Genomic DNA, 19,941 nt, shown 5'->3' with positions numbered 1-19,941 from the left:
ATCGATGCCCGACACCGATCAGTCGATACTGGTGATCCACTCACGGGACCTGAGCGCACCGTTCGGAGCCACACGGGGATACTACCTGACCCAGCACTTCGCACGCTCGTACACCGTCCACGTCCTCTGTCGCCGCCGACCGAACGGTGACCGTTCGGCGGACCACCCCGACAACCTGGTCTTCCACGACCTCGATACGGGGGAAGTCCCGGTCCTCTCCGGACTCCTGTACGTCGTGCTCTCGACGCTCTACGCCGCCGTGCTCGGACTTCGCCACCACTACGACGCCGTCTACTGTTTCAAGGGGGAGATCATCCAGGGATGGCTCGGGGCGGTGAGTGGTGGGTCCCGGTTCGTCGTCGACCTCCAGTCCGTCCCCGTTCGACAGTCGCTGGACTTCACAGCGGCCACAGCAAGCGACGCCGACACCAAGACGAGAGTAGCAAACGTCCTGCGAAGTGTCTACGCGAGAGTCATCGGACGGTTGCTCGCGAACGCCGACGAGGTGTTCTGTCTCACCGACGGCATCAGGTCGGTGACAGCAGCGACCTACGACGTGGATCTCTCGGATGCACACGTCGTCGGGATGGGTGTCGATACCGCGACGTTCGCGCCGGAGCGGTCCAGAGAGACCGGTCGCCGCTCCAGTCCGCCCTGGGAACTGACCTACGTCGGCACGGTCCATCGGACGCGCGGCCTCGACGACGTGATCGAGGCCATGGCAGCCTCCGACCTGGACGTGCGGTTACAGATCGCCGGCGACGGCTCAGACGAGCACGTCTCGGCAGTTCGAGAACTGGCCGCTACCGTCGGTGTCGCCGACCGGGTCGAGTTCCTGGGCCTGGTCCCACACGACGAGGTTCCCGAACTGCTGGCGGCGACGGATATCGCGGTCTCGCCGCTCGCCGACATCGAGTCCTATCGGGTCAGCTTCCCCGCGAAACTCCTGGAGTATCTGGCCGCCGGCTGTCTGGTCCTAGCGACCGATATCGAACCACACCGACGGCTGCTCTCCGACGGAGCGAACGGCTACCTCTACGAGCCCGGGTCAGAGGGGTTCCGAACTGCTCTCGAACGGTGCATCGAAGACGTAGATCGGCACGCCGAGGTGCGACGAGCGGCGAGGGCGGCGGCACAGCAGTACGACTGGTCGGAGATCGCTCCGGCACACGAGCGTGTGCTCTTCCCCGATCAGTCCCCACAGGCCGATTCTCGGGCCGCGTCGCACGAGCTGGGGAGTACACCGTAACGGCGAGCCAACGGGCTGATTCTGGCTCTAGCGGCCGCCTAACAATAGCGACGGTGTGCGAGGGACGAGCCATGACAGACCGGCCGGACGTCCTCTTCCTCGTCATCGACTCGGTGCGAGCCGACCGGACGTCGACCTACGGCCACGACCGGCCGACGACGCCGACGCTGGATCGACTGGCCGAGGACGCAACCGTCTACGAGGAGGCCTACGCACCGGCACCGTGGACGCTCCCATCACACTGTTCGATGTTCACCGGACTGGCGCCGTCGGAACACGGCGTCACGGGCGGCTTCGCCGACTCGACGAACACCCTCCCGGAACGTCTGGACACGGTCACCGAACGACTCTCCACGGCCGGTTACCGAACCGCCGGCTTCTCGAACAATCCGTGGGTCGGTTCGCTCTCGGGACTGGACCGCGGGTTCGACGAGTTCGTCGAATGGGACCTCGAACTATCACGGACGACCGACGAACGGTTCCACACCCGCCGTGAACGACTCCTCGACAGGGGACACAGGCTGCTTGCACAGGCCGCGCGACAGCCGGTGTTCCTCCTGAAGCGGCGCTTCTTCACCGACCAGCTCGTCGAGCGGGCCAGTCGTTTCGTCGAGCGTGGCGCCGGATCGGCCCAGCCGACGTTCACCTTCCTGAACCTCATGGAGGCACACAGTCCGTACTTCCCACCGAAATCGGCGTTCGAAACGCTCGGGCTCGATCACCCCTCGATACTGGAGCCTCGGTTCCTGAACACCAAACTGCTCGCCTACGTCATGGGCAAGCGGGAGATGGGCGACGAGGAGCGCCGGCGGGTGCTGGAGTACTACGACGCGAGCATCCGCTTCCAGGATCGGCGCGTCGGTGACCTCCTGTCCACGCTCGAAGCGAACGGGGTGTACGACGACACACTGGTGGTCGTCTGTGCCGACCACGGGAAGACCCTGGGGGAGTTCGACCGTGACGAACGGCCGCCACACTACACCCGTCAACTCAATATCAACGTGCCGCTCCTGATCAAGCCACCCGAGCAATCCTCTGGAACCATCGATCAGCGCCCGTTCGAACTAGCCGGTGTTTCCGATCTGATTCTGGACGTGTCCGGTGTCACCAGTGACTCACACGACCAGTCGGATCGAGCGCTCGTCGAGGATGTCGTCCCACATACCGGACGGACGGACCCGGGAGAGCGGGAACAGTGGCGGGTCCTCGTCGACGGACAGCACAAGTACGTCGCGAACAGTTCGGGTGAGGAATATCTCTACGACGTTCGGGACGGCCGTGACGACCACATGGCCGACCCCACAGCGGACCGTCTTGCGACGTATCGCGAGGCACTGGCCGACCGAACCGATCGTCTCTCGACAGCGGACGACGGCGGCGAGACCCGAGCACTCGGCCAATCCACCACGTCACAGCTCGAAGATCTCGGCTACATGTGACCGCCTCCCCGGTGGGTCTCACCCTGACGGTTCGTGGACGACGCTGTAGATCCCGGGTTCGTCACGGCCGAGTGCCTCGAAATAGGCTGGCGGGAACTGGAGAAGCGAGCCGTCGTTGGTGGCCGTGTTGTAGGGGTTGAGGAACACCCCGCGGTCCGGGTCGGCAGCGAGGAAGACGTAGGCGTTCGCCGGCGGGACACGACCACCGAACCGAAAGCGATCGGCCGGGACAGAGCGCTTCCTGAACGAAGCCAGTTCGTACCACTCCCCGAACCCGCTCTCGGCGTTGGATGCGACCACTCGTGCCCGCTCCGAGTACGACGCTGTGGTGCCATCGGGTGCGGTGCTGTCTGTGCCCGGTTCCATGGCCGTCGAGAAGATCACCCACTGATCGTCCGGTGTCTCGAACGTCGTGGCGTAGTACACCGAGCTATCGAGTCGGTGGAGTCGTTCGGGGGTCGGTTCGCTGGCGCCGAACTCCTCACGACGAACGCGGAAGATCGGTTTCTCCGCCTCGTAGACACTGTCCATCCCCCAGAGAACACCGGACCGAGTGAAGGCGAGTTCGACAGCCCGCCACCGCTGACCCCCGCTCCCCAGCCGCTCGAACCGCCCGTCGACGAGCCGACCGATCGCACAGCCGTCACCGACGTCCCCGGTCGTGAGCCACATCGTGTCCGTGTAGGGATCTATCTGGACAGCGTGTACGTGCCGGGCTTGCGGGAGTGAGCACACCGTCGTCCACGTCTGTCCAGCGTCGTCCGACCGCCGTATTCGGGGTGTCACGTCGGTGTCCAAGGGATACTCCCCGACGTACCAGGAGCCGTCGTGCACACAGAACCCCGACGGCAGTATCCCCATCGGCCCCGAAGACGGCGGTAGCGTCAGCCGCCGTTCCCAGGTCCGCCCACCGTCGGTCGAGACGAACAGATACCGGTCGGCACTCGCAGCGATCGTCGACTCCGAGACCGGCCAGACGGAGACCGTCGCGAACCGACCGACGTACCGCTCGACGAGCGGTTTGAGCGGGCGGGCGGTCTTGAGCCGGTAGGTGAGTCCATCCCATCCCCGTTTCGGGATTGGAAGTCGTCCGACAGGCGCGAATGTCCTCACACTGGTCTCGGCCACCACCGTCCGGTACTCGGTTCCGTATATCCGGCCGTCGGAGACGCCACCCAGTTTCATCGCGGTCGCTCCCGGGAGTTGTGGCTGAACGAACGTGGAGCAAGGTGTCGCATCTTCAGTTCCATCGGCAGGTCCAGGGTGTGTGTCTCCGTCTCTGCGTGTGCATGACACAGTTCTCGGCGGTCTGGTACAACGTAATGGAGTTCCTGACCGTAGGTGGCAACCGGTTCAGGGCCACAACCGGAGCAATGTCACCGGTCACGTGTCTGCCCCCGTTGTTTGCAAGGTGACCGTCTCGCTTGTGAAAATCGCACTTTCCGAAACTACGTCTGTGTGACCTCGTTCCCGTCTAGAACGAGGATGTACTCGCTCGGTGCGCCCGAGATAGTCAGCTCCTCGGCCCGACCATCGTACAGGTAGGTGTCGAAATCACCGTCGTCCAGACCACCTTTTGCAGTCCAAGTTCCATCCGCGTTTCCGGTGACACTGTCGCTATCCTCGGTCGGAGCACCTTTCACGAGTGTATCCGTGGTCGTCAGGGTGTAATCGATTCTGCTCGAGGCCAGGATCGAGAGAGCGTGCTCGCGAGTGTCGTTGTTCAACCGTTGCTTGGGTGTTTCAGGGTGTGTCCGGGACCAGACGAACCGGCTACAACAGGGGTCCGAGGTTGGAATCGTGCCGGCGAACAGCTCAGAGGCGACGTAGTTACCGGTCCCGTTGACAGTGCCAGCCCCGGCGATCGAACCAGTCGCGATCCCTTCGAACGAACTGTTAGTCACGTTGACCGACCCTTTGTTGGCGTTGACGCCGATGATACTGTCGTTCAGCAGGAACTGACAGTCCCTGACCGTCATGTACGGGTTCTCCAGGATATCGACGAGTCCACTGGAACTCCGGTAGTTGTGCAGGACGAACGACGTGCCGGTGACCAACCCACCGTCTGTTCCGGCACCGCGGTTGTCCCCCCAGACACCGCGTGTGTTGTGTTGGCCGCCGTCGATCCGTCCGTCGCCGTTCGTGTACCGGTACGTGTCGATGAATATGGTCGAGTTCCTGACCTCGACGCCACCGGAGACACGGACCGCCGAGACGTTGTTATTCATCAACAGCCCGCCCTCGACGATCACTGTACCAGGCTGGCGCGAGACGTAACAGGCGTTGTTCGGGAAGCCACCGAGTACGGGGTTCGTGAGACGCATGGTCCCCCGATGTCGTTGCCCGACGTAGATGCCGATCCGGCTGTTCCCGCTGGCGTATGCTCCGATATCACCGTTGTTGAGTTGCCGATAGTCGTCAAATCGAAGTGTCCCGTTCGGATCTCTGACGAGCGCAGAGATACCGTTCTCCTGTTTGTTCGTCGACAGCGGTCCGTTGACATCGTAGGTTAGTCCCTTGACGTGTGCGGCTCTGTCCACTCCGAGACGCATCCCAGGGGCTGCGCGACCGTCCGATTCGAAGGTGAGGTTCTCCAGCAGGAAGTTGTCCGCGACATCGTTGTTGACGATCGTCCGGAGCAAGAGACCACTGTTCCCATCACCCATTCCCGCGGGGACTTCGAAGACAGTATTCGGTTGACACTGGATGCCCCAGTCCGAAGCCGTAATGACCGCCGTGTCGTCCCAGGTGAACCGACCCTCCGGAAAGACGAGCAGGTCGCCATCGCCGACGGTGTTCAGGACTCCAGTCACGTTGTCGACGCGGTTGTCGACCGGTTGTGTCTCCATCACCGAGGTATCGACTGGACTCTGTGACGTGGCAGCTCCGGAAGTATCGAAGATCGAACCGGCAAACGGAGCCACAAAGGCACTCTTGAGGAAATCTCTCCGTCGGAGGTTGTCACTGTACTGGCGGTAGCGAGACTGGGGCGAGTCGTCGTTCGCTTCGCCGTCGGCTACTGGATCGCGATTCATGGGTGAGTGGGCTGTCCCTCCCAACACAGCCAGTCTCTTTTGTTATTACGAGCTTTGGAACCGTGGGCGTTGGATAAGGTACACTTACAGATTCGAGTATTTACGGACGGAGTCGGATTCGCAAGCCGACGACAGCAAGCGGAATCCAACGACGACGCCGGTGCCGGTAAGTTCGTAATTACAACTATCCAACGAACACCTCAGTTCAGTACGATGAGTCAGTGTATCGACGTCTCTTGGGTGATTCTCCGGTGAGACGTGTGACGAAGACGTACCAGTCACCAGTGACCGACACGCTCGACCCGTGGTACGACCACCTCCAGAGCGCGCTCGCGTACGCTCGCGAACGGGAGTACACTGGGTGGGATTACTGTGATGGGATGAGCAGCCGACTGTGGAACCTGCTCCCGTTCGAATCGAAGTGGGGAAACCTCGCGTTCCAGGAGGTGATCAAGCGGGGGCCGGTGTTCCTTCGTCGGTTGTGTCTCGTCGAGCAACGCCGGAACTACAAGGGTGCAGCCTTGTTCGCGATGGCGAATCAGAACGTCCACGAGTTACAGCGGGTTCGGAATCCGGCTACCGACTCCACCGTGGCGTTTCTCGGCGAGACTCGGCGACTGCTCGATTGGCTCGTCCAGAGCAGCAACCCGAACTACAGCGGGTTCGGACTCGGACATCAACATCCAGTTCAGGACCTCCAGGGGTACGCGGGGGAGAACACCCCGGATTCAGTCGTCACCTCGTATGCGGTGAAAGCGCTACTCCGTGGCGCAACGCTCGATTCCAGATACGCCGAGATCGCCGCAACCGCTGCTGACCTGTTCGATGGAGCGCTCGATTACACCGAACTGGACGACGGGACGGCACGGATCACCTACAGCGAAAACCACCCTGGGTCGTACTACACGCTCAATGCAGGCGCACTGGGCGCTCGGTTACTCGTCGACCTCTACGCGTACTATTCACGGGCGGAGTATCGGAACCGCGCTCGAAAGCTGCTGGACCACATCGTCGACTGCCAGCAACCTGTCGGGGGGTGGAAATACCGTGATCCCCCGTCCGCGTCCCACCTCTCGATGGATACGCATCACAACGGATTCATCCTCGAATCGCTCCTGCAGTACCGAGCGGTCACCGGCGAATCGCGGTACGACGATGCCATCGCCGACGCCCTCGACTTCCACCGGACGGACCTGTTCACTGTCGAGGGAGCACCGAACTTCGACGAACGACAGGCCTACCCACGCGACATCCACGCCTGTGCACAGGGGATTCTGGTCTTCAGCTACGCCGGCGATCTCCGGTTCGCGAACAAGATACTCGAATGGACCCTGGACAACCTCTACGACGGTGCGTGTCGGTTCTACTTCCGGAAAAACCGATTCCGTACGCGGCGAATCACACTCATGCGGTGGTGTCAGGCCTGGATGGTCTACGCGATATCCGAGTATCTGATCGAACGAACAGGACTCCGTGGCGACCGTGTGACGGTCCAGTCACCCTCCTGATCCGGATCCGCCCGCCGATCTGTGACTCACCCGGACACTAGTTTCCAGCCGTGTACATGTTCTGTAGGGCTCTGATTCGACCGGCTACCGAGGTGAACGAGTCTCACGAAACGTGCGCGCGAGATTCCGGAGCGGTGGATACGGATCGTCTATATTAACCAACAATCGGACGTGCTGGAGACGTATGTTGGTTAATCAGAAGCGAACACACTCACACAACCATCGATAGTTACTGAATTTCGAATCCTATCTGCGGTCGATCTATATATCGAACACTTCGATAGAGGCGTGGGACCGAATGTCTGACGGGCGTCATCCCCAGGACGGTATATTGTCGTCCTCGACGGAGCCAATCCGGACCCGTTCAGACGATTCGAACACTTCGATAGAGGGGTATCCCGCCAGTCCGTGCTCCCCTTCCGGTCCGGAACACTTCGATAGAGGTGTGTGATCGGAGAAGGACCTCGTGGAACGCACACAACTGGAACGGGCAGAGAACACTTCGATAGAGGGGTGTCACCGCAGCAGGTCAGCGACCGATATCGTCGGGGCGCAATCCGAATTTCGAGAGCTCAGTGGAGATTTCGACCGTTCTCGAGAAGCGCCCCTCAGGTCTCGTTGCGGAGTTGAGCAGTCACCACACTCTGGACCTCCTCGGAGGCCGCTACCTCGATCCGGGAGTCCTCACGCAGTGTCTCCAGGATAGTCGCTGGCCGCTCACCGAACTGGAACTCCAGGAACATCCCCGAACTCGGACCGTGACTCCGCCGCTCGAAATCGACGAGCGAGTACGTGGTCATCTCTTTCATCTTGTTCACGTACGTCTCCTGGTGATACTGGTCCGCGTCGATGGAGTCGGTGAGGAACTGATACACCTTGTATCCGGTCGTGCTTCGAGCCGTCCCGTCGTCGGTCTGATCGGCGACAGCAGCAGTCGCGTAGAGGCAGAGCTTCTTCTGCTGGCTGATACCGCGGACGACTTCCAGGACACGGTTCTTCTCGACTTTGTCCTGGGCCGCACGGACGTGTTGCTCCCTGACGCGGTCGTCACCTTGCCGTTCGGCGAGTTCGCCGGCGACACGCATCAGATCGATCGCTTTCCTGGCGTCACCGTGTGTCTGTGCCGCGAACGCCGCAGCAAGCGGGATGACGTCGTCGTCGAGCACGTCGTCGTGGAACGCGTCGCGACGACGGCGCAGGATAGCCTGCAACTGGTTGGCGTCGTAGTCGTCGAAATGCACGTCCTCCGGCGTGAACGAACTCAGTGCGCGACTGCCGACGGATTCCATCATCTTCGTGTCGTTCGAGATCGCGACCACGGAGAGGTACGCGGTCAGGTCGTCGTTCGCACCGGCTCGCGAGAGCTGATAGAGGAGGCGGGAGAACGCGGGCTCTTGTTTGTCTCGTCGGCCGACGAGCATATCTAGCTCGTCGAGAACGAATACCACCGAATCGAAGTTCTCGTTGACGATCCGGAACAGTTCGTCCCACTTCTCTTTCGTCGCAACACCGTGTTTCGGGACTTCTACTTCGACTCCAGCTTCTTCGGCAGCTCTGCTTGCAAGTTCGTACACACCGACACCGAGTGTGTCGATATCTTGGCAATTTACCTCTACTGTCCCGAATCGTATATCTCTCGACTCACAGATCCTGCTGATGTTCTTGCAGACCGCTTTGGTGATGAGTGATTTTCCGGTTCCCGAGGGCCCATACAGGAAGAGGTTCGGCGGACGGTTGTCACCGAGTGCGACGCGAAGCATCTTCGTGACCTCCTGGAGTTGCTGGTCCCGGCCGACGATGCGGTCCTCCTCGACGACGTGGTTCGGATCGATCAGCGACCGGTCACGGATCAATCCGTCCTGTTCGTCGAACTCCAGAAGCATCTCCTCGATAGACTGGGACTCACCATCGTCTTCGACGGCCGGTGATTCGCCGTCGTCTTCGACCGTCGGTGATCCCCTGTCGTCCGCGAGCGGTTGCGAGCCCCCGTCGACGGTATCGACTGTCGAGTGATGGTCGCCATCCTCGGGACCGGACACAGGAGATTCGGAGGGAGTCACGTCACTCGACCCGGACGACGGGCCACTCCCGTCCGAAGACTCGGAGACGGCTGCAGAGAGATCTGTTTGTTCCGGATCGGACTCCTCCGACGCCTCACTGTCGTCCACGGAGTCGTCGGCGTCGTTCGTATCCATGTCAGTCACCAACAACGCCGTCGATAAATAACTTCCCCACCCCTATCGATGTGAGATCGTGGTTCTGAACACGGTGGGATAGTCGTCTACCCCCGTTTCACCAATCCACTCGACTGGAGTGGCGTCTGTTCCGACGATGTGTTCGGCAGACGGGTAGGGAGACACACACCCCTCTATCGATGTGTTCGCGGGTGAGGAGGGGTGGGGGGGTGAGAGAGTGGTGTGTGGAGTCGCGCTAGTCGACCGAAATCGTAGGAACAAGCGAGTCTGGAGGCCTATTTCGACCGGGGCTGAGATTACATCGAACGATCCAATGTACCGGTAGGAGTGTCTCTCTCGGCCGTTTGTCCGTCTTCCTTCTTTCTAGCTTTCTAGTCCTAGAACACAACACACACCCACCTCTATCGAAGTGTTCGATGTGTTCGGCCGCTCGGTTACTCTGCCCTCCACTTCTCACTCGATTCGTCGGTGAGCTCTCGGTACGGATGTCGTCAGGGGCGCTCTCCTGACCGCTCCCTCTCGTACAATAATTCTGAAATCGTGATTCAGACCGCTTCTATCCCTCTGATCCTGTTCCGGATCCCAGAGTTCCCGGTACCTACCGAATTCGGTTCTCGATTCCGGCTGTGTTTGGTACCGGCACACCACTCCCCGGAACACATCGATAGAGGGGTGTGTCTCTTCCGGAGGTTCGTTCCTTTCGTGACTTCCAGCGAACCTGGACGGAGTGATTTCGATACATCTCCACACGAAATAACGCCTGGAAATCAAGCTGAAACACTCGATCCTGTATCAGCGAAAGGCTATGGTGCCACATTACCGATTCCGACATCGAAAGTGTGGTTCGATTGGAAATTGGGACGGAACACATCGATAGAGGTGTGTCCCCCTCCACTCCCGAACGGTCAACATATCTCTGGAACACATCGATAGAGGGGTGTGTCTATCCGCACGGAGCAATCGACGAGTCCGACCGTCGTTCACCTCGACCTGCTCTCTCGATATCACACTATGGTGTCTCCGCCACTCCGGACTCGACTGGGAGTATTCGACCCCGAAAGCCCAGGATCAGGCACTGTGCTTGATCCGGGAGATCCAGTCGGTCAGAGTGGTATCGAGTCTCTCTATCCAAGACGTTAACCAACAAAGTCATCCATACACCCGAGCTGTTGGTTAAGGCGGGCGTTCACCACCCTACTGCTTCTGTCAATTCCGGAGATTCATATCTTCGGCTCCACCGAGAGTCCGGAGAGTACTTTCGGGAGGAGAGATCATCCTCGGTACGAACGGTGTGGGAATCTGGCCCCTGAAAGGCTGACGATCGATCCAGAAGACCGAACTCGTGGCAGTCCGGATCATTTCCGTGACCGACGTTCCGTCGACTCGACAGCTGGGACAGCGGTCTGATCGACCTGCTGTTTCCCCAACGCTAGACGGACAGCTGTCTCGAAATCCGTCAGCGGGATCTCGACGAACTCCGTGATACTGTCGTCGGTCACCACGACCCTGTTTTTCAGCCCGTTGACGAGCGGTTTGGCGACGCTGACGGGGACGTCCGTGACGAGACCAAGCCACCGGGCAGAGAGACCTGGTGACAGAACTGGCACGGGGATGATGAGTGGCCTTCGCCCGACGTGGAGCGCGGCAGTCCTGGCGATGATCTCCTGGTAGGTCAGCACGTCCGGACCACCAATCTCGAAGGTCTGGCCGGCAGTCTCGGGCGTCTCGAGCACGCCGACCAGATACGCGATCACGTCGTCGATGTAGATCGGCTGGCAGTCGGTCCGGACCCAGCTCGGGGTCACCATCACCGGCAGTCGTTCGGCCAACTGTCTGATGACGGTGAAACTGGCAGAGCCGTCGCCGATGATGATCGCCGCGCGGAGTGTCGTCACCGACGCGGCACCGGTCTGGAGGATCCGCTCGACTTCACGTCGGGACCGGAGGTGTTTCGAGAGATCCGCCTCGTCGTCGCCGAGGCCACCGAGATAGATAATTCGGGGGATTCCGGCCGCGTCTGCAGCGGACACGAAGTTCGCTGCCGCACGCCGGTCGAGTTCAGAGAAGTCGCCACTCCCCGCCATCGAATGGACGAGATAGTAGGCTGCGTCGACCGACGGCAGACTGAGATCCGGATCGAGGACGTCCCCTTCGACGACCTCCACTCCCGTCGGAGAATCGTATCGACTGGAGTCGCGTGTCATCGCGACGACCTCGTGGCCACTGTCGAGGAGGGCCGGGACCAGATGGCTCCCGACGAACCCGGTCGCCCCAGTCACGAGAACGCGCATACCGTTCCTTCGGTCCGGCGATAGTTAATACCGGCCCCGACGGTGACCGACAGGTGAACTTTCAGGTGAGCATGATCGGCCGGTCGGTCCCTCGCGCCACCCTGTCGGCGACGCTTCCGATGTGATGTCCGGCATGAGAGAGGCCGTGGGCTCCAAGGACGAGGATATCGGCGTCGATAGAGTCACTGTAGGCGACGATCTCGTCGTTTGGATTTCCGTGCATACATTTGGTCACGACCTCGATCCCATCAGCTTCGCATCGGTCCCGGATGGCGGCCAACACTTCGTTCGCCCTGTCTTCGAGTTCGCCGATGACGAGTTCGCTGCTGCTGAGCGCTGGCTCGCCGTATCTACCTGTGTCGATGACGGATATCGCATGCACAGTCGCCCCGTGTTCCCGTGCCAGGCTCACGGCGTGGTCGACTGCTCTGTCCGCCGGTTCGCTGCCGTCCGTCGCGACGAGGATGTGGTCGTACATATAGTTCAAGTAACTAGTTCGACGCCATCGGTAGTAACGGTTGTGTCCACACCGCCTGGTCGAGCCGGTTGGAACGGCCGTTCGTCGCTGTCGATACGTCCCGCGCGGTCCGTGTCGTCCCACCGCCGGAAATACATTTAATCCAGGGCTGTGACATCCCTGACGTGTCAGGTCCGTCCCACAGTACCCCGCCCGACGCGGTCCTCGATAGCCTGGATACCGACAGCGATGGGCTCTCGCCGGCGACGGCGGAGCGACGACTGGCCGAACATGGCCCGAACGAAGTCGCGGGCGGGGACGAACGGAGTGCGGTCGATATCTTCGTCGCGCAGTTCGACAGCGTCCTGATCTGGGTCCTGCTCGCAGCGGCCGGGCTCTCGATATGGGCCGGCCACACGGTCGATGCGGTCCTCATCGCGATCATCGTGATCGCGAACGGGATCTTCGGGTTCGTCCAGGATTACCGTGCCGAGCAGAGCCTTGAATCGCTCAGAGAACTGACGGCGCCGACGGCAACTGTCCGCCGCGACGGAACGACCGCCGAGATCGAAGCGACGGATCTCGTCCCCGGCGATATCGTCGAGTTGACGGGGGGTGACGTCGTGCCGGCGGACTGTCGCCTCGTCGAGACGACGTCACTGGAAGTTGACGAGGCTGCACTGACCGGCGAGAGTGCGCCGGTCTCGAAAGCCCCCGACGCGGTTCCCGAGGACACACCACTCGCGGAGCGGCGGTCGATGGTGTACAAGGGGACGAACGTCACGCGCGGGCGGGCGGTCGCCGTCGTCACTGGGACCGGGATGGAGACGGAGGTCGGCGCCATCGCACGGGAACTCGCGGGCACCGAGCAGACAGAGACGCCCTTGCAGGGCGAACTCGACCATCTGGGACGGCTCCTCGGCCTCGGAGTCCTGGGATTGACGGCGCTCATCGTCCCGATACTGCTGTTCCAGGGCACGCCGATCGTCCAGGCGGGGTTGACCGCGATCTCGCTGGCCGTCGCGGCGGTTCCCGAGGGACTCCCTGCAGTCGTCACGCTGACACTCGCACTGGGCGTGCGCCGGATGGCCGACGAGAACGCGCTCGTTCGGCGACTGCCGGCCGTGGAAGCGCTCGGGGGGGTCGACGTCATCTGTACGGACAAGACCGGAACGCTGACAGAAGGTGAGATGTCGGTCAGTCGAATCTGGCTGAACGATACGACCATCGACCACGCGTCCACCGTCGATCACGCGTCCACCGTCGACGAAGCTGCCGCGGTCGATAGCGGCGACCACGCCGCGACGGTCGACAGCGACGACATATCGGCCGCCGACATCGAGTCGACGGGCGAGACAGGAATCTCGATCCCGGACGACAGGTACGAACTCCTGCTCCAGGCGGCAGCGCTGTGTAACGACGCGACCACCGACGACGGTGATCCGACCGAACAGGCCCTGGTCACGGCAGCAGTCGAGGCCGGAATCGACGTCGAAGCCCTCCGGTCGGAGCGACCGCGGACGGACGAGGTCCCGTTCTCCTCGGAACGCAAGTGGATGGGGACCGTCCACGAGGACGGTGGCTACGTCAAGGGCGCCCCGGGAGTCGTCGTCTCGAACTGCTCGTCGATACTGACCGACGAGGGGCCGGTCTCGCTCACGGACGAGGGCGCCGACCGGATCGAGGAGCAGGTGGCTGCGTTCGCCGACGACGCGTTACGGGTCCTGGCGATCGCGTACGACCCCGAGGCGAGGTCAGGCCAGGACCTCGAAGGTGGGCTGACCTTCGTCGGACTCGTCGGGATGATCGACCCGGCACGGGCGGAGGTCGCCGACGCCGTCGCAGCGACGACCAGAGCCGGGATCGACCTCAAGATGATCACCGGCGACAACGTCAGGACCGCAGCGGCGATCGCGTCGTCGCTGAATATGGGTGAGTCGGTGCTCGAAGGACGCGAGATCGAAGCGATGGGCGACGACGAACTCGGCGACCACGTCGAGGACGTCGACGTCTTCGCACGGACCTCGCCCGAACACAAGGTCAGAATCCTCAGAGCCCTCAAGGCGAACGGCCACGTCGTCGCGATGACCGGTGACGGCGTCAACGACGCGCCAGCGCTGAAGAACGCCGACGTCGGTGTCGCGATGGGTGTCAGAGGGACGGACGTCGCCAAGCAGGCCAGCGATATCGTCCTGCTCGACGACAACTACGCGACCATCGTGGCTGCGGTTCGGCGTGGTCGCGCCATCTTCGACAACGTCTGGAAGTTCGTCGCCTACCTGCTCAGCGCCAACGTCGCCGAGGTGGCGCTGGTATTCCTGGCGTCGCTGGCGGGTTACCTCGTCCTCCCGGCGGTCCAGTTGCTCTGGATCAACCTCCTCACCGACGGCCTCCCCGCGGTCGCGCTGGGGACGGACCCCGAGAGCGGGAACGTGATGGACCGCGCGCCGCGCGACCCCGACCGTGGCATCGTCGGGCGGGGGATGCTCGGGTTGATGGGCGGTACTGGCGCAGTGTCGACGGTGGTCATGCTCGGGCTACTCTTCTACTCGCTGGATGGTGCCCAGGCCATGACGCCGTACGCGATGACGATGGTGTTCACCGGGTTCGTCCTCATCGAGTTCGCGAAGCTCTTCTCGATCCGGTGGCTCCGCGAGACGCCGACGCTGTCCAACCGCTGGCTGCTGCTGGCGGTCGGTGCTTCGCTACTGCTCCAGCTCGGGGTCCTCTACACACCCCTGGCACAGTACTTCGGGACGGTCCCCCTCGCGCTGGGCGACTGGGGCATCCTGGGTGTCGTCATGGCCGTCACGCTCCCGGCGTATCTGGTGGTCGCGACCGGCGTGAGGCGGTTCGCACCGGAGCTGTGAGCGGAGACTGCTACTCGAACTCGCAGGGAGAGGCCGCTCAGGTGTCCTCGCTCTGGTCTCTGGTGTTGACCGCGAGCACCGGCATATCGGCGTGCCGGATTACCCGTTCTGTCGTACTCCCGAGCAGGAACCGACTGAGGCCCGTCTGTCCGGCGGTCCCCATCGTGATCAGGTCGATGTCATGCTCGTCCGCGTACGCGAGAATGTCCCGAGCGGGATAGCCGTCGACGACCTCGGTCTCGACCGCCAGATCTGTCGCCCGAACCTCGTCTGCGACCGCGTCGACGGTCTGCTGGCCGCGCTTTCGGAGCGAGTCCAGCACATCTACCGGGACTGCTCCCTCCGGATCGCCGGAGACAGCGCCGATGTTCACCACCGTAACCACGTGGACAGTCGCGTCGAACGCGTCCGCGACGGCGAGACAGTGATCGAGGGCAGCGTTGGCGCGCTGGCTTCCGTCGGTCGAGAACAGTATGTCGTCGTACCCACCGTCTGGCACACTGGCGTCGGTCACGCGCGCGGTCAGAACCGGCACCGGCGACCGGCGCAGGACGTCCTCGGTGACGCTTCCCGCCACGTACCGTCGGACCCCGGTTCTGCCGTGTGTCCCCATCGTGATCAGATCCACGTCGTGGTCGTCGACGTAGGCGAGAATCGCGTCCGACGGGGCCCCCTCCACGACTGCAGTTTCCATATCGTCCCCGTCGAACAGTTCCTCGACGTGTGTAAGATCTTCTCTGGCGTGGTCTTTCAGCCGGTCGACGTACGCCTGGTCGACGCCGCCGGCGTTGATCGGTCCTGCGGCCGCATCGATGTCGACGACCGAGACCACGTGGACTGTCGCGTCGAAGGCATCGCGGAGGACTACCGCGTGTTCGGCCGCCCGTCGGGCTGGATCGCTACCGTCCGTCGGAATGAGGATCGTATCGTACATGGGTGAACGAGGTACCGAGTCCGATGTGTGCCCCGAGATGAACACGTCCGCACCGGTTTGTGTCGGTTATCTGACTGTACGTCGGCACCGTAGAAAAGCGTTGTCGTCACCCGACCGGTGACGGACGACGTCATCACCGGACTGACGGCGGGCGGCGCCATCGCAGGCGGGTTTATACTCGGTGGGGGCGTATCTCGTCGCATGGACGACACGACACCAGTGGAGATGGATCCGGAAGCCCAGGACGCGTTCCTCGGCGCGGGTGGGACCGGCGTGCTATCGTTCGCCACCGACGAATCAGAACCACCACACTCGGTCCCGGTCTCGTACGGCTACGACGACGCCGAAGGTGTCTTCTACTTCAGGCTCGCGGTCGGGCCGGACAGCTCGAAGGGTGACCTCGTCGGGCGGCAGGTCACGTTCGTCACCCACGGCGAGACCGAGGCGGGATGGAGAAGCGTCATCGCGCAGGGCACCCTGGAGTCGACCGCCGACGAGGAGACTGCCACCGACTCACTCGCCGGGCTGGAGCGTGTCGACATCCCGCTGGTCGACGTCTTCGAGAAGCCACTCCGGGTCGTCGACTTCGAGTTCGTCCGCCTCGTCCCGGACCGACAGACCGGCCGCGCGGAAGCCGACAGGGAACGCTGACGCCGCCGCGTCGAGGAACGCGTTCACCCAGGTAACAGCAGGTTGATGAGTGCCACCACCAGCCCCGCGAGCCCCATCCTGAAGGCCGCGACGTACCACCGCTGATTGGAGATCGAGCCCATGTAGGCACCGAACGACGCCAGGACGCCGACGCCGAGCGCGACGGCGACGACGGCCGACTCCCCCATCGTGAACAGGTCGCCCTCGAAGAGGAACGGGAGCAGTGGGATGACGATACCCAGTATCGGTCCGAGGCCGCTCATCGTCGCGTGGAGCACGCGTGCCCCGCGGTGCTGTCGCTGGATCCTCGTGTCGTCGAGGTCGACCAACATCGCTCGCTCCATCCTGATGATGTCCGCTTTCGTCTCTGCCCGCTCGATCTCCCAGACGCTCCAGACGGCCGACGTCCCCAGCCCGACGGCCGCGCCGAGGCCGATCTTGATCACGGTCGTCCCGTCCGGAACACCCGAGAGGACGGCGCCGACGACGATGCCGATGCTCGTCAGCGTCCCGTCGAACCCGTTGGAGATGAAGTAGCGACGGGAGATCGAACGGACGTCCTCCTGCCCGAGCAGTGCTCGAAGTCGGCCTCCGATAGACGACACGGATGTCAGTCCTGTGGGGTCTGTCGGTTCTCGACGATGTACTCGCCCGTGGCGACCTGATCGACCGAGTGGACGGTCGCCCCGAACTCCTCGATGGCAGCCTCGATACGGCCCAGCGATAGCGCTCCCCCCTCGAAGGTGACCTTGACGTTCTGGACCTCCTGATCGAGTTCGATGAGCGAGGCGTTGACTCCCTCGACCCCGTCGATATCCGTCACGTGTTCGGTGAACGCGAGCAGTGGCGGGTCGTGCGGTTTGAGGACGTCCAGGACGAGACGGCGGACGGGTGCCATACGCCCACGTGTGACCCGCTGTCACGTAAAGTCTGGCCTGCAGGAAACTGTCCACTTCGCACCCAGAGATCGCCGACGAGCGCTACCCGCGACGGCGAACCAGCAACGCTGTCGCAAGCAACGCGACGACCGCCACGAAGACCCCGAAGCCGGGGCCGCCTGCCTCGGTGGTCGTGGTCGGCGCGTCTGTTGGCGTCGCCGTCGTTGGAACGGTCGTCGGTGCCGGCGTCGGCGTCGCGGTCGGCGTGGCGGTCGGCGTCGCCGTCGGTTCTGCCGGCGTCGGCGTCGGTGTGGGTGTCGGCGTCACGGCCGCGACCACCCGTCCGTCCGCAGTCGCAAGCACGTCGTCGGTATCTCGAACCGTAACGGTGAATTCCTGGCCCTCGCTCGCACCGGAGAAGTCGTGTCTGGTGCGCCAGGTACCGTTGGCCGACACCGCGGCCGAGGTTGTCTGCCTGATCGTCTCACCCGTCGTGGTCTCGGTGCGGACCAGCAACGTCGAGCCCGGTGCGAGGTTCGTCGTACCCGACAGTACCACACCAGATTCCCGCGGCACCGACAGTCGGCCGTCGTCGATACCGCGGAACGACGCCCGTGGTTCGACAAGTTCGAAACTCGTGGTGACTGCACGCTCTTCGCCAGGATCGTAGTACGGGTAGCCGGTGTGTGACGGCTGGGTGCGTTTGACGCTGTACTCGTCGCGGGATTCCGTGATGCCGTTTAGCTGGAACCGTGCCTCGTAGGCCTGGCCGGGTTCGAGTTCGCGGGTGGTCTGGACCGACCGGGTGTCGACGACGACGTAGAGGACGTTCTCGGATTGGTCGACGAACAGGCTCGTCCCCCGGTCGTCCATGTCGAGTGCGATCGGGTCCCTGTTGGTCGACCCGCTGGTCTGCTCGACGGTGAGATTGATGCCCTCTGCGTCGTTGTCGACGATACCGTCGATCTCGTCGTCGTGTTCGGCTTCCAGATGGCCGTACACACCGGAGACGTCGATTTCGAGGACGACTCGGTCGCCGAGCGCGATGGTCTCGTCGCGCGGTAGTTCGCTGAAGGTATCGAGCCCGGCGCTACTCGCAGCCCCGCGTGGCGCTGCCAGGGACTCGATCCCCCTGAGCCGCGGCGTTTCGAGCGTGAGGGAAGCGCTGGCACGCTGGTCGCGGATGTCAAGCCGGTTTCCGGAGCGCCTGATGTCCGTCGACGACGCGGCGACGACCGGATAGTCGGCCGCGTCGAGCGGCGCCGAGAGGCCACCACTGACGCCGATACCGGATCGCAATTCCCCGAGCGTGCTCCCGCTGTCCAGGTCGTCCGATCCCTCGAGGGCATCGACGCTGTCCCTGCTCGAACCGGCCCTGTACGGTCGGACGTCGTCTGGGACGCCGGGGTCCCGTGGATCCAGCCCCATGTATCGGGTGTTCATCCGGACATTCACACGGCCATCGCCATTGCCGTCGGTCACCTCGACAACGTCGAGGAAGTTGCTGTCGTGGTCGCCGACGACCAGATAGGCGGTCCTGGCGTTCGTGATCGTGACGTTCATCACGGCGACGTCACCCTGTTGCTCGGTGACGACAGCCGGGTCGAACTCGACGTCGGCACGGCTGAGGCCGACCGATACGGCAGCCGAGGCTGTGACGTTCGTGTCGACGACCTCGGCAGTGAACGTGTATGTGCCGGGGTCGACGTTGTTGAATCTGACTGGGAGCGGTTCGTCGTTCTGGATGTCCAGTAGAATCTCGTCGTCGTCCGCGCGAACGTCGTAGTCGTCGGCGAAGTCACGCTGGTCGAAGATACGTTCGAGGTCGTCGAAGTCCAGCCCGCCGGCAGAGACCGCGACCACGAACTCGCCGCGGTTCGAGCGGAGTTCGAACTCTGCGCTCCGGCCGACACCCACAGACCGCCGGGACCAGCTCGCGTCGAGGTCCTGCTCTACGACCTCGAAGACCTGCGAACGCTCGTCTGAGATACCCGGCCCCCGAATGAAGTAGCGTCCATCCAGCCGGTCGGTCGGGACGGCCAGCGAGCCGTTCGCGGCGCTGCCGCGCGCGAGCGCGAACGAACTCGACGTACTCCCGGTCACCTCACGGAGTTCGTACCGGCTGTTCGGATCCAGACCGCTGACGACTAGGTTCTGGCCCTGCCAGAACAGCCGGTCGTCGAGCGCGGAGTACGGCACCGTCTCACCGCTTGACTGCAGCGTCGCGGCCGTGTCGGTCGGTGTCACGGCGCCGGCAGACCCAGCGACGACGGTTCCAATCGGGCCGACGACGAGCATGCCGACGACCAGTGTCAGTGTCACGCGCGTTCGGAGTGTTGCTGGAGGTCCCATTGGTGTATCGACTGCTCACAGGGCCGCCGTCGTAATAATGGTTCTTCAAATGATACATAATCCCGCCGTACTCGCCGGAGCT

14 protein-coding genes are annotated in these 19,941 nt (G+C 62.9%); 5 read left to right on the top strand and 9 right to left on the bottom strand.

Going from position 1 to position 19,941, the window contains the following annotated elements; all coding sequences use genetic code 11:
• The first annotated feature begins 4 nt into the window (after window positions 1-4).
• Both Hhyl2_RS17840 and Hhyl2_RS17835 read left to right on the top strand, forming a co-directional pair.
• On the top strand, window positions 5-1,249 hold the full coding sequence (locus tag Hhyl2_RS17840; protein ID WP_483552141.1) for a glycosyltransferase family 4 protein: 1,245 nt from the start codon (window positions 5-7) through the stop codon (window positions 1,247-1,249).
• Window positions 1,250-1,320: 71 nt separating this feature from the next.
• Window positions 1,321-2,688 (top strand): sulfatase, encoded by a 1,368-nt coding sequence (locus tag Hhyl2_RS17835; protein WP_483552140.1) that lies wholly within the window; start codon window positions 1,321-1,323, stop codon window positions 2,686-2,688.
• Window positions 2,689-2,706: 18 nt separating this feature from the next.
• Here the strand turns inward: Hhyl2_RS17835 and Hhyl2_RS17830 are convergent, their stop codons facing one another.
• Together Hhyl2_RS17830 and Hhyl2_RS17825 are read right to left on the bottom strand one after the other, a co-directional pair.
• Entirely contained in the window at window positions 2,707-3,873 is a 1,167-nt protein-coding gene (locus Hhyl2_RS17830) for a WD40/YVTN/BNR-like repeat-containing protein (protein WP_483552139.1), read from the bottom strand.
• Between the two features lie 263 nt (window positions 3,874-4,136).
• Window positions 4,137-5,537 carry a hypothetical protein gene (locus Hhyl2_RS17825; protein ID WP_483552138.1) on the bottom strand — a complete coding sequence of 467 codons (1,401 nt, stop codon included), beginning with the start codon at window positions 5,535-5,537 and terminating at the stop codon, window positions 4,137-4,139.
• A 437-nt stretch (window positions 5,538-5,974) separates the two neighbouring features.
• Here Hhyl2_RS17825 and Hhyl2_RS17820 point away from each other — a divergent pair, with 437 nt between their 5' ends.
• Window positions 5,975-7,231 carry an antibiotic ABC transporter permease gene (locus Hhyl2_RS17820; RefSeq protein ID WP_483552137.1) on the top strand — a complete coding sequence of 419 codons (1,257 nt, stop codon included), beginning with the start codon at window positions 5,975-5,977 and terminating at the stop codon, window positions 7,229-7,231.
• Between the two features lie 608 nt (window positions 7,232-7,839).
• Here the strand turns inward: Hhyl2_RS17820 and Hhyl2_RS17815 are convergent.
• The 3 genes from Hhyl2_RS17815 to Hhyl2_RS17805 form a co-directional block, all read right to left on the bottom strand.
• Window positions 7,840-9,114 carry an orc1/cdc6 family replication initiation protein gene (locus Hhyl2_RS17815; protein ID WP_483552426.1) on the bottom strand — a complete coding sequence of 425 codons (1,275 nt, stop codon included), beginning with the start codon at window positions 9,112-9,114 and terminating at the stop codon, window positions 7,840-7,842.
• Window positions 9,115-10,781: 1,667 nt separating this feature from the next.
• Window positions 10,782-11,717 (bottom strand): NAD(P)H-binding protein, encoded by a 936-nt coding sequence (locus Hhyl2_RS17810; protein ID WP_483552136.1) that lies wholly within the window; start codon window positions 11,715-11,717, stop codon window positions 10,782-10,784.
• 61 nt (window positions 11,718-11,778) lie between these two features.
• Window positions 11,779-12,195 carry a universal stress protein gene (locus Hhyl2_RS17805; RefSeq protein ID WP_483552135.1) on the bottom strand — a complete coding sequence of 139 codons (417 nt, stop codon included), beginning with the start codon at window positions 12,193-12,195 and terminating at the stop codon, window positions 11,779-11,781.
• A gap of 164 nt (window positions 12,196-12,359) precedes the next feature.
• Between Hhyl2_RS17805 and Hhyl2_RS17800 the strand changes: the two genes are divergently transcribed.
• Window positions 12,360-15,044: a cation-translocating P-type ATPase gene (locus Hhyl2_RS17800; protein WP_483552134.1), complete on the top strand. Its 2,685-nt coding sequence runs from the start codon at window positions 12,360-12,362 to the stop codon at window positions 15,042-15,044.
• 37 nt (window positions 15,045-15,081) lie between these two features.
• Here Hhyl2_RS17800 and Hhyl2_RS17795 read toward each other — a convergent pair whose 3' ends face one another.
• The gene (locus Hhyl2_RS17795) at window positions 15,082-15,978 is read right to left on the bottom strand and encodes a universal stress protein (protein WP_483552133.1); all 897 of its coding nucleotides are present in this window, start codon (window positions 15,976-15,978) and stop codon (window positions 15,082-15,084) included.
• A gap of 201 nt (window positions 15,979-16,179) precedes the next feature.
• On the opposite strand from Hhyl2_RS17795, the gene Hhyl2_RS17790 reads away from it, so the two are divergent.
• A complete protein-coding gene (locus tag Hhyl2_RS17790) occupies window positions 16,180-16,629 on the top strand; it encodes a pyridoxamine 5'-phosphate oxidase family protein (protein WP_483552132.1) in 450 nt (149 codons plus the stop codon).
• Between the two features lie 23 nt (window positions 16,630-16,652).
• On the opposite strand, the gene Hhyl2_RS17785 is transcribed toward Hhyl2_RS17790, so the two are convergent.
• The 3 genes from Hhyl2_RS17785 to Hhyl2_RS17775 form a co-directional block, all read right to left on the bottom strand.
• A complete protein-coding gene (locus Hhyl2_RS17785; RefSeq protein WP_483552425.1) occupies window positions 16,653-17,243 on the bottom strand; it encodes a VIT1/CCC1 transporter family protein in 591 nt (196 codons plus the stop codon).
• Window positions 17,240-17,527, bottom strand: a complete 288-nt coding sequence (locus Hhyl2_RS17780; RefSeq protein WP_483552131.1) for a DUF211 domain-containing protein — start codon at window positions 17,525-17,527, stop codon at window positions 17,240-17,242. Before Hhyl2_RS17780 ends, Hhyl2_RS17785 begins: the two co-directional genes overlap by 4 nt.
• Before the next feature lie 82 nt (window positions 17,528-17,609).
• Window positions 17,610-19,859 (bottom strand): DUF7827 domain-containing protein, encoded by a 2,250-nt coding sequence (locus Hhyl2_RS17775; protein WP_483552130.1) that lies wholly within the window; start codon window positions 19,857-19,859, stop codon window positions 17,610-17,612.
• Window positions 19,860-19,941: the final 82 nt, after the last annotated feature.

The sequence above is a fragment of the Haloarcula sp. H-hyl2 genome (assembly GCF_056934385.1).
The sequence above is the reverse complement of the archived record's forward strand: the minus strand, read 5'-3'. Positions and strand labels throughout refer to the sequence as shown.